Origin of the sequence: Bacillus sp. 007/AIA-02/001, assembly GCF_004634455.1 — a bacterium.
Classification (GTDB): Bacteria; Bacillota; Bacilli; order Bacillales; family Bacillaceae_G; genus Bacillus_A; species Bacillus_A cereus.
Genome location: NZ_SEIY01000015.1, coordinates 1843 through 12067, shown reverse-complemented (window position 1 = coordinate 12067; position 10225 = coordinate 1843). Strand labels below are relative to the sequence as shown.

Below are 10225 nucleotides of genomic sequence, written 5' to 3'. Positions count from 1 at the left end.
TGAGCATAAAGTTAAACTATCCGGCCTTAATATAAACTTCGATGCTATTGATATTGATAGTGACGGAAGTATTGAAAGACCACCTGCTAAAGTAGGTGACCAGTTACCTCAACCAGAACCTGGCTGGAAGCGTATGGATGACGCAGATTCAAATATTCGATATGACGGAAAATGGAATTTCATAACTACTCAGAAAGGTGCATACAATGAAACTCTTCATTATTATTCTGCACCATCGGGGAGTACAGAAGAAGCGTCTGCTACCTTTAAATTTAAAGGGACTAAGTTAAGACTTGTAGCATTAAGCAGTTATTTCCAGAAAAAAGCTATTTTAAAGATTGACGGAGTATCTTACGACTTAACTAAGGTTGAAGGAAGACCACCAATTTACGGAATTCAGCAAACCTTAATGTTTGAAGCAACTGGACTTGAAGATAAAGAGCATTTAGTTGAGTTATCTGGTATAGACATAACGCTAGATGCAATCGATATTGACAAAACGGGGTCTATAGTAAAACCAAACCCACCTGCTAAAGTAGGAGACATTCTATTACAACCCGAACCAGGGTGGACTCGTGTAGATGATACAAATCCCCTAATTCATTACAGAGGTGATTACTGGGAATTAGCTAAGGGTGGAGGGTATGAACCCGGATATAATAAAACGGCAACTTATAGAGTTCCTGACCACTCGAACAGGACATTAGGGACAGTAGAGTTCTCTTTCAAAGGTACAGGCCTTCGTGTCATTTCAGCAAACTACTCCCAAAGTTCTTGGGAGGATGTTACCATTGAAATTGACGGTGTGACTGAGAAATATAAGGTTAAAACTCCAACTGACCAGGACAAGACTCGGTATCAGGTTATACTATACGAGAAAAACTTACCCAACGGCGTTCATACAGTGAAGCTCACAGGTACGTTAATAGCAGTAGACGCTTTTGATATAAAAAGCGGTGATTTAGTAGAAACTCCTACTAACCTACGTGATGTATTATTCGAGCCTCAACCTGGTTGGCAACGAATTGACGATACAGATAGTAATATTGAATACAATGGTGTATGGGCAACAAGCGGTGCTGATGGTAGATGCTACAACAAAACCATTCATTATAAACATGCAAGTTCAAACATCCCACCTGATTCTAACCCAGTTTCGATAAAATTTAACTTTACAGGGACAAAACTTAGGATTATTGGAATTGGGTTATCTGAGTATGACTCTGGCGCTAAAATTCTAATTGACGGAGTAGAAGAAACTATCAATTTCTTTAGACCCTCAGGCTTAACTGCTATCTACCAGTCGTTAATATACGAGAAGTTAGGTTTATCAAATAAATTGCATACTGTTGAAATAAAAGGTAAATATATAAATCTTGATGCTATTGACATTGATGAATCTGGTTCAATTGGAGGTAAGCCATCAGTTAAGATCGGAGACCAACTAAAACAGCCAGAGGCAGGTTGGAAACGCCTTGATGGAACCGACTCGTTACTTAAATATCAAGGTACTTGGGAAAAAGGCTCATCTTCTGATTGGTATAATGGTACTTATCATTATGTAAAAGACAATGACTCTAAAGGTGCAGTTGAATTCGATTTTTATGGAACTCAGCTTAGAATTATTACTTGCTTCGATGTTGCATCATATCGTACAGATGACATATCAATTACAATTGATGGCGTGACAGAAAAGTATAGCGAGATAGCATCTGCTAAGGTATATCAAGGTCTTGCATATGAGAAGTTAGGCTTAACTAAAGGGAAGCATAGAGTTAGAATTCAGTGTGGAACTAAAGGCACTTATCGACTTAATATTGATGCAATTGACATTGATGCAGATGGTTATATTGAAAAACCACCTATAACAGTTGGAGATTTCTTAGCTACACCAGAAGACGGTTGGAAACGCTTCACGAAGGAGAATATGTATTTCGATTATACCGGTGGCATGGATTACCAAAATCAAACACCACCTATCAAGTACTCGTTCGATAAAATTCAGTTTAGATTCTTCGGTACAAAATTTAGATTGATTTATTCGTCTAACTTAGGCTCAAATGAAAAACAACTTGGTCACGTATTAATTGACGGAGTGAAGTATCCTGTTAATATGTTCCCTGTATCCGGACCAGCTAAAGTTGCGTGTGAAGTACTTAACCTAGATGAAGGATACCACATGGTAACAGTCAACGGTGGAACTCATGAAGGTTGGGACCCTCAATTTATTGGTGTTGATATCGACGCTACTGGACACATTGATAGACTACCTGTAAGTATTGGTGATGTTTCTACTTATCCAAACTATGGATGGAAACGTTATGATGACAACTCCACATACATTCAATATGATGCTAACTGGAGTAAAAACGTAGCCTATAATGGTGCTTATGGCGGAAAAAGTACTTGTGCTAAAAAGGGTAAAAATGCAAGTATGGTATTCAAATTTAAAGGTACTAAGTTACGACTCATTGTTGGTTGTGCTACTAATCAATATTATTCAGATAGAATCAGAGTAAAAATTGATGACTTACCGGAAGAGTATTTTGACGCTATTGCACCACAAGATACAAACCAAGTCTTGAAATATGAGAAACTCGGTTTAGAAGATATTGAGCACGATGTAACGGTAACAGTTATAACAACTCAACCCGGTGCTTTAGAATATGACTTCCGAATGGATGCTATTGATATTGATGACACTGGTAGTCTTGTTTCACGACCTGGTGTAGGTACTGTTCTTACAGAGCCTGAAAAAGGTTGGAAACGGATTGATGATACCGATCCATTAATTCGTTATATCGGTAACTGGAAACTAACCACGGGTAATGATAAGCACTACAACAAGACAACTCATTACAATCTCGACAAGAAACTTGACACGAGTTTCGAATTTGAGTTCGTAGGTACTAAACTTAGACTTCTAGCTTATGGCGACAGTGGTTACGATGCAACTTCTAAAGTACTTATTGATGGTAAAGAAGAAACTATGGTTTACAATAGTCCTTCAGGTAACCAAGTCATACGTTACGAGAAAATAGGTTTAGACCGTGGCAAGCATACTGTAAAAGTGATTGGTAAAGCTATGTCGTTAGATTCCATTGACATTGACGCTGACGGATACTTACTTGCTAGATTAGGTGACAAGTTAGTTGAGCCGGAACCTGGTTGGGTACGTTTTGACGATACTCATAAGAATATTGAATACAACGGTTTCTGGAAAACAACTGAAGCTGATGTTAGTTGCTACAATAATACTTATCATTGGAAGAGTAAGGAAGACAATAACGATAGCACCATCTCGGCTAGATTTTTATTCAAGGGTACTAAGTTCCGATTAATTAGTATGACAAGTCCATCCTATCCGGAAGACATTGAATTGAAAATTGATGGCCAAAAGGAAATCCTTAAACTTTCAGGAGAAGTTATGCAATACCAAACACTTGCATATGAAAAGAAAAATCTTGAAGATATGATTCACGTTATTGAGTTGTCAGGGAAATACATCAGTATCGATGCTATTGACTTAGAAGAAGGTGCAACACTATTAAAACTACCTGATGAGAAATTAAAACCATATCAAATAAGAAGTGGTTTAATCTTTAAGGATGATTTTGATACGTTCGATTCCAGATGGATTGCATCTCCTGTCGGTAGCTATTCTTTAATTGATCGAAAAGGATATTTTAGAATGCTACACAATGTTTCGCGTGACACATTATTACTTGCAGATCTTCCAAATGAGAAAGAATTTGCATTTGAAGTATCTGCTGATTATACGCCAACCCATGAAGATGACAAAGGCGGTATTATCGTTTGGAAAAACGGTGAGGAGAATATCGAGTTCTTAGAAACAGAAGATGGTACTCGAGAAACAACTGAATTGAAGTGGATGGCGTGCAAAGATAATGAAGATTGGACGTTTTTTTCTGATTATGGCGAAGGTTTTAATTTTTACGACTCAGATAGAATGAGCTGTAGTAAGTTTGGTGTTGTATTAAAAAAAGGATCGAATTCAAAATTTGTAAATCTTGATATTGATTCCATTATTGCTACAAGAGGAAGAAAGTTAACCATTGCTAATATAGCGCCGAATATAAGTGTGCAGATGGAAGATAAATTTGGGGGAATTATTTTCAATGGAAATACAGGGTATAACACTGGTATTCAAATTACTCTCCCGTCACTAGAATTTGCAGGTAAAGTTATTTTGAAAAATGTTGAAGGTAAAGAATTGGGTGTTATTAAGACTACATTTTATGGTGGAGATGTATATGGATTCGGATCTAATTTAGAAATTAAATTTTCAGGTGAGGAGCTTTCAACATTAGCACAAACTCGATTGCCAGATATGATATCAGGGAAATCAGAAATTATGCTAGAACTTGTGAATCCTTCAGTTGCACGAGCAAATAATGTGAATTTAAGTATTGCTCAATATGAAGATAAATTTGGATGGTCATGGGCGGATCTTGCGTTAGACAGTAATGGTAAACCAGGTCAATATCAAGATAGTATCAATATTCCTTATGTAAATCCAGAAAAAACAATAAAGTTTTGGTTAAAAGTAACAAAGGGAACAGATTATGCTGGGCTTGCTCCATTACAATTTCAAATACATCTTGAACATGAGTAGTTGGGGGTGAAAAGATGGGAACATCAATGGTCGTAAATCGATATTATAAGCAAGAAGAACAAACAGAAAATATTCTTCCAAAGCTTATCGAAAAAAAAGTAAAGGTTGAGATTAATAGTAATGAAAAGAAGTATATACCTATTGAACTAGGTATAAACAAGTATGAACTTAGGACAATCTTTATTGAAAATACAGCAAATAATGATTATGAGTGTACAATTTTTGATAAACAAAAAGATGGGCAAATTCAGTACAGCAGTATTAAAGAAAAAAGAACATACGATATAATCAATATTCCTTGTGACGATAAAGATCAAACAAAGTCTTGTCACATGTTTATTGAAAATTTTAGTAATGTTCCTTCTTTGTATACTGTGGTATTAAAAGTAACAACATTAATTTAGAGGTGAAATTAAATGACTAAGGCTATTTTTACAAAGGGAACATGCAAAAAATATGAGTTATTTGATACATTTGTTCAGGTAGCATTGAATGGGGGATGGAAATTAAAAGAAGGGAGTAATTTAACGGACGACCAAATATGTCTTTATACAGATGGTTACAATGGAGATAAGCATATGGCTGTTCATCTCACTTGTTACGATTCTAACTATTCTCCATATAATATAAGAACAACTGATTATACTGACGGCTCCATGAGAATGGGAACAATGCAGTCTAACAATACTGTTTTCTATTCACAAGACGGAATGTCTTCGTTTTGCTTTTTTCCAGGAAGAACAGCTAATCAGGATACAAATATAAGCTATTCAAGGCAATATAATAAGCTGTTTGATATGGAGTACTATTACTATGTCGATAAAGAGGTTATTATTTTTGTAGTTGTCCCCTTTAAATATACTGGTTTAGGAAATGGACTTATATTTTTAGGTTTTCCTGAACAATCTTTCGTTGAAGAGAGTAAAAGAAACGAAAATAAGTCTTATTCCGGTGCTGTATATGCTAATAGTGGATACTGCGGTAATTCGATTGGTACTTATTGTTTACGAGTCGCAGATAACCCTAAAAACTTACTCGAAGTTTCTGGTAAGAGTACGATCGCTCAAAGAACTCATAGCTTAGTCTCTCCGTTATCGCCCAATATAGATAAAAAGTTTGTGTTAAGTGAGGTGTTCTATGGGGATAGTACGACAGGAATGAGAGGAAGATTAGGAAGAGTATATCTTCTTCAGACAGGAGATATTCTTGATGGTGATATAATCGAAATTAAAGTTAATAATGAAATTCAAAAATATAGATATACAGTTTTAGGTGGTGCTAGTAGTAACTATACATCATTTGTAACTAATGCAGCAGCAATTAGAGTAGAGTGAGGTTCTTAGTTTATGGATATTATTTATAAAAAAGGTTTTTGCAAACGAGCGGAGTTATTTGACGTTTTTGTTAGTAAATTTGTGGAAAGTGGATGGGGAATTCTTGAAGATGCAAGTAACCATAAAGATTATCGTGTTGTTTTGCATTCTAAAGGTAGTTTAGGAAATACTCCAATGTATTTAGCTTTATATTTTTATGCAGGGTCCAATGGCATTGGTAACAATTCCTACAATATTAAAACTACAAGATATTCAAATGCGATTTTTGAGTTTTATAAGGAATGGGACTTTGAAAATAAAACGCATAAGTCATCTGCTATTTCAGGATATGGCAGATTGAACTTTATTAATTCTATACCAAGTTATTATTATTCAAATTCAATAACAACGGGCACTGAATTGCCAGTAGAGTATTATTATTACTGTGATCTAGATAGAATGATATTTGTCACAATACCTAATGTAGATAAATTTAAACAAGATAACCCTAGTGTTGATACATCACCTGTTGTTAATTTTTTTGGGATACCTGAAGAAACATATTTGAAAGAAAAAAACGATCCATATTATTCATGTGTAATTAATGCATCGAGTAGTTCAGGTTATTATGAAGATAGTTATAAATATTTAATTTTAAATAAACCTGCAGCGCTTTTAGACGTCCCATTAGGATATCAAATGTCATTTAGTCAGGTCATAGGGTGGTCTTCCCCTTCTGATGGTGGTTCAGGTTCAGGCCCTATGATGCTAACAGATTTTTATTTAGATGATCCTCAAACAGGCCTAAGAGGTAAACTTGGATTTATATACTCATTTGTATCTAATGGAAGAATAACAAAAAATGATACAATTGAAGTGGAAAGTGAAAATGGTATTCAGGTGTATAAACCTTTATTTACATCTAGTAATTATTGGTCCGGTAATTCAAGCAATAGGTTCACAAACTCGTTTGGACAAAATTCCACACATTTAGCAATAAGAATTGGGTGATTGTGCGATATGGTTGTATTTAAAGGATCTATATTAAATATAGGTTGTCAGCAAACAGGTATTCGCAGAATAAATGTAGGAAAAGGAAGTAGAATAGTAGATCTAATGGGTCCTATGGATGGGGAAAGGGTATTCAATATAGGAAAGGGAAGTAAAATAGTAGAATTAATAGGTCCTATGGATGGAGAAAGGGTATCCAATATAGGAAAAGGAAGTAGAATAGTAAATCTAGTAGGCCATATGGGCGGACAAAGGGTTCCAAACGTAGGGCAAGCGAATCATATGCCAAGTCTGTTTGTAACCGGAGGTGTCCGAATTCCAGCTACAACATTTAAAGGAGATTTTCTACAAAATCAGTATATACCGGAAGAGGAAATTCGTAATCAAGCACTACCAAGAAAAGAACCATTAGAATCACCATGGAAAAAGCGAACGTATAGCAAAAATAATTTAAATTAAAACAATAGCGTGCCAAAGCAGGCTTTTTTATTTTGCTTTGAAATGTAAAAAAGGGGGTGGAAGTTTGGAACGGATTCATGAGCTTGTAAAAACATTAAATGTACTGGATGTTATTAATACCACCCAATTGAAAGTTGCTTCTGTAATTAGTGGGGGATTGGGGACTATATTTAATTTTTTATATGATAAATCTAATTTAACTTGAATTATCATTTTGGTATGGGTAGTTGTATTAGATTGGATAACTGTTAGTAAGGCTTCAAAATTAGATGCTACGTATTCATCACAATATGGAATTGAGGGCATTGCACGAACTGTGGTGCTTTTTTTATTACCTTCTTTAGCGCATTTATTTGATATTGCATTTAAACTACCAGAGTTTTTTTATTTTATGGTAACTGGTGGTTTAATTTATCATACTTTTAATAGTTTTACAGCCAATGGTGTACGGATTGGGTGGGATAAATGGATTCCTACTTGGTTGTTAGAAAGTGTATCTTCTGAAATTGAGGCGAAAATTAGAAGATCAAAATTTAGAAAAGAAAAAAATAAATAAATACAGATTGATTCAGTAGCTGAACAAAGTATGGGAGATTTTTGGGTAAAGGCTGTGAAGGATACAAATGTCCGAGCATTTGAACCAATTTATTTTAATGTTCATCTAAAACATAATTGAGGTAAATACAATATGGGAACTGTAATGAATTTTATAGATATACATCCGAAAGAGGGATTACACCATCAATCCTTATTGAGAGGAATGTACAAATTACAATTGAACCAGGGAAAGTTCTATATACGCCACTGGATGTAGGGTGTTACAAATACGATATTCGCACGATTCAAGTTACAAATGATTCAAACGTTAAACCAATGTTATTTATGTACGATCAAAAAGAGAATGGGAATCAAGTCTATAAAAGCTTATCAGAAAAAAGAACATATGATATTTTGGCTATTCCTTGTGAGGATAAAGATCATACAAACAAGGTACATCTTTATATAGAAAATAGGGCGTAGCAACCTCTACTTTTAATGTTTCTATAAAAGCAATACGTTTAAATTAAGGAGGAACATATAAAATGACAAATAAAATTTGTAAGTTACACAGACTAGAGCGCAGAGAAGTCTTTATGAAGATTATTGATGAAATGAAAAAGGCTGGATGGCAGCAATTAAATGCTGACAAACCGGATAAGAATAATATTTTTGTTATGTATTCTACAGGTAATGATGGAACCAAAAACAATTATATTGAGCTGCGTCCTTATGATACGCTTGCAAAAAATTCTTCATTATCAAGTTCGTATGACATAAGAGAACCGAATGTGAAATATACAGATGGTAGTTACAGACTAATCAGAGGTTATGATAAAGAGGGTGGGAGTGGAACTGGAGAAGAAGTTTGGTTCTCTTTAGTATTCCATCAAGGGAAAGCAAATTATTCTAGTGGGGCAATTGCTTTAAATTATGAAAAATATATGGTTGACCTATATCTATACGTCGATAAAGATACTGTCATTTATTGTGTATATGCAAATGATGATGAAATCCCATCTCACAAAGGAAAGACAGTGATTGGTTTTATAGGTCTTCCAGAGGAATACTATCAACCGGAATTATTTTCACCGTATTCTTGCCCGTTCAGTGTTATGTTTAGCTGCGGTTCTCGCGGTCAAACAGCTACACATATAACTGATAGAAGTAAATTTTCAGGTTCCGTTCCATATTCTGATACAAACTCTACATTTTATTGGGATAAAGTCCTTCTAAAGGCACCCTCTAATGAAGGAAAGATAGTTTTCACTCCTTTATACATGGGAGATAGTCGTGAAGGATTTAGAGGGAAGTACGATGGCTTTTACATCTATAGAGGTAGCGGTTTTATTTATGGTGATATTACAGAGGTTGTTGAAAATGGGGAAATTCATAAGTACAAATTATTTTACACGTCGGCCCCTATATCTAATCAATTTAATTCATTTAGTGATTACTATGTAGCTTTACGGATTGAATAAGTAGGAGGTAAGTATATGGCAGTACTTCAAGGTATGATCATATCTCCAACAAATCTATACCGTACGGGAACACGCGAAATTAATACACATCAGGGTATAATTATATCTCCAACAACGCTATATCATGAGGGAATACGTGAAATCAATACACATCGTCAAGGGAGTATTGTTAATCCAATCGATTTTTCACATACAGGCGTTAGGCAACTCCTAACACATCAAGGGGATATTTTAAATCCCGATGATTGGATACGAACAGGTATTAGGCAAATCTCTATTCGTCGAGGCGTTATGCATAACTTATCTCAAAATAAGGGAGGAACTTCTGAAAAAGAAGTAATGAAACCGCCACGAAATGAACCACTAGAGTATGCGTGGAAGAAAATGAATATGTAAATCTTTTAAGCGATAGCGTGCCAAAGCAGGCTTTTTTATTTTGCTTTGAAATGTAAAAAGGGGGGTGAAAGTTTGGAACGAATTCATGAACTTGTAAAAACGTTAAATGTACTGGATGTTATTAATACCACCCAATTTAAAGTTGCTTCTGTAATTAGTGGGGGATTGGGAACTATATTTAATTTTTTATATGGTAAATCTAATTTAATTTGGATTATCATTTTGGTATGGGTAGTTGTATTAGATTGGATAACTGGTAGTAAGGCTTCAAAATTAGATGGTACGTATTCATCACAATATGGAATTGAGGGCATTGCACGAACTGTGGTGCTTTTTTTATTACCTTCTTTAGCGCATTTATTTGATATTGCATTTAAACTACCAGAGTTTTT

Annotated in this window: 8 protein-coding genes and 1 pseudogene; all 9 read left to right on the top strand. The window is 34.9% G+C overall.

Features of this window, described 5'->3' with window-relative positions; all coding sequences use genetic code 11:
• Nucleotides 1-133 precede the first annotated feature (133 nt).
• The gene (locus ES895_RS22780; protein ID WP_240690241.1) at nt 134-4636 is read left to right on the top strand and encodes a hypothetical protein; all 4503 of its coding nucleotides are present in this window, start codon (nt 134-136) and stop codon (nt 4634-4636) included.
• Between the two features lie 14 nt (nt 4637-4650).
• Nucleotides 4651-5040, top strand: coding sequence for a hypothetical protein (locus ES895_RS22775; protein WP_098432067.1), 390 nt, complete (start codon nt 4651-4653; stop codon nt 5038-5040).
• A 12-nt stretch (nt 5041-5052) separates the two neighbouring features.
• Nucleotides 5053-5970: a hypothetical protein gene (locus ES895_RS22770; protein ID WP_098432068.1), complete on the top strand. Its 918-nt coding sequence runs from the start codon at nt 5053-5055 to the stop codon at nt 5968-5970.
• 12 nt (nt 5971-5982) lie between these two features.
• Entirely contained in the window at nt 5983-6960 is a 978-nt protein-coding gene (locus ES895_RS22765; RefSeq protein WP_098432069.1) for a hypothetical protein, read from the top strand.
• Between the two features lie 9 nt (nt 6961-6969).
• A complete protein-coding gene (locus ES895_RS22760) occupies nt 6970-7419 on the top strand; it encodes a hypothetical protein (RefSeq protein WP_098432070.1) in 450 nt (149 codons plus the stop codon).
• 64 nt (nt 7420-7483) lie between these two features.
• Nucleotides 7484-7975: pseudogene (locus ES895_RS22755) on the top strand (phage holin family protein).
• Nucleotides 7976-8501: 526 nt separating this feature from the next.
• On the top strand, nt 8502-9437 hold the full coding sequence (locus ES895_RS22745; protein ID WP_098432071.1) for a hypothetical protein: 936 nt from the start codon (nt 8502-8504) through the stop codon (nt 9435-9437).
• Nucleotides 9438-9452: 15 nt separating this feature from the next.
• Nucleotides 9453-9833 (top strand): hypothetical protein, encoded by a 381-nt coding sequence (locus ES895_RS22740; RefSeq protein WP_240690240.1) that lies wholly within the window; start codon nt 9453-9455, stop codon nt 9831-9833.
• Between the two features lie 72 nt (nt 9834-9905).
• Nucleotides 9906-10225 (top strand): phage holin family protein (locus tag ES895_RS22735; protein ID WP_135238688.1); only part of this gene is annotated, 320 nt, incomplete at its 3' end.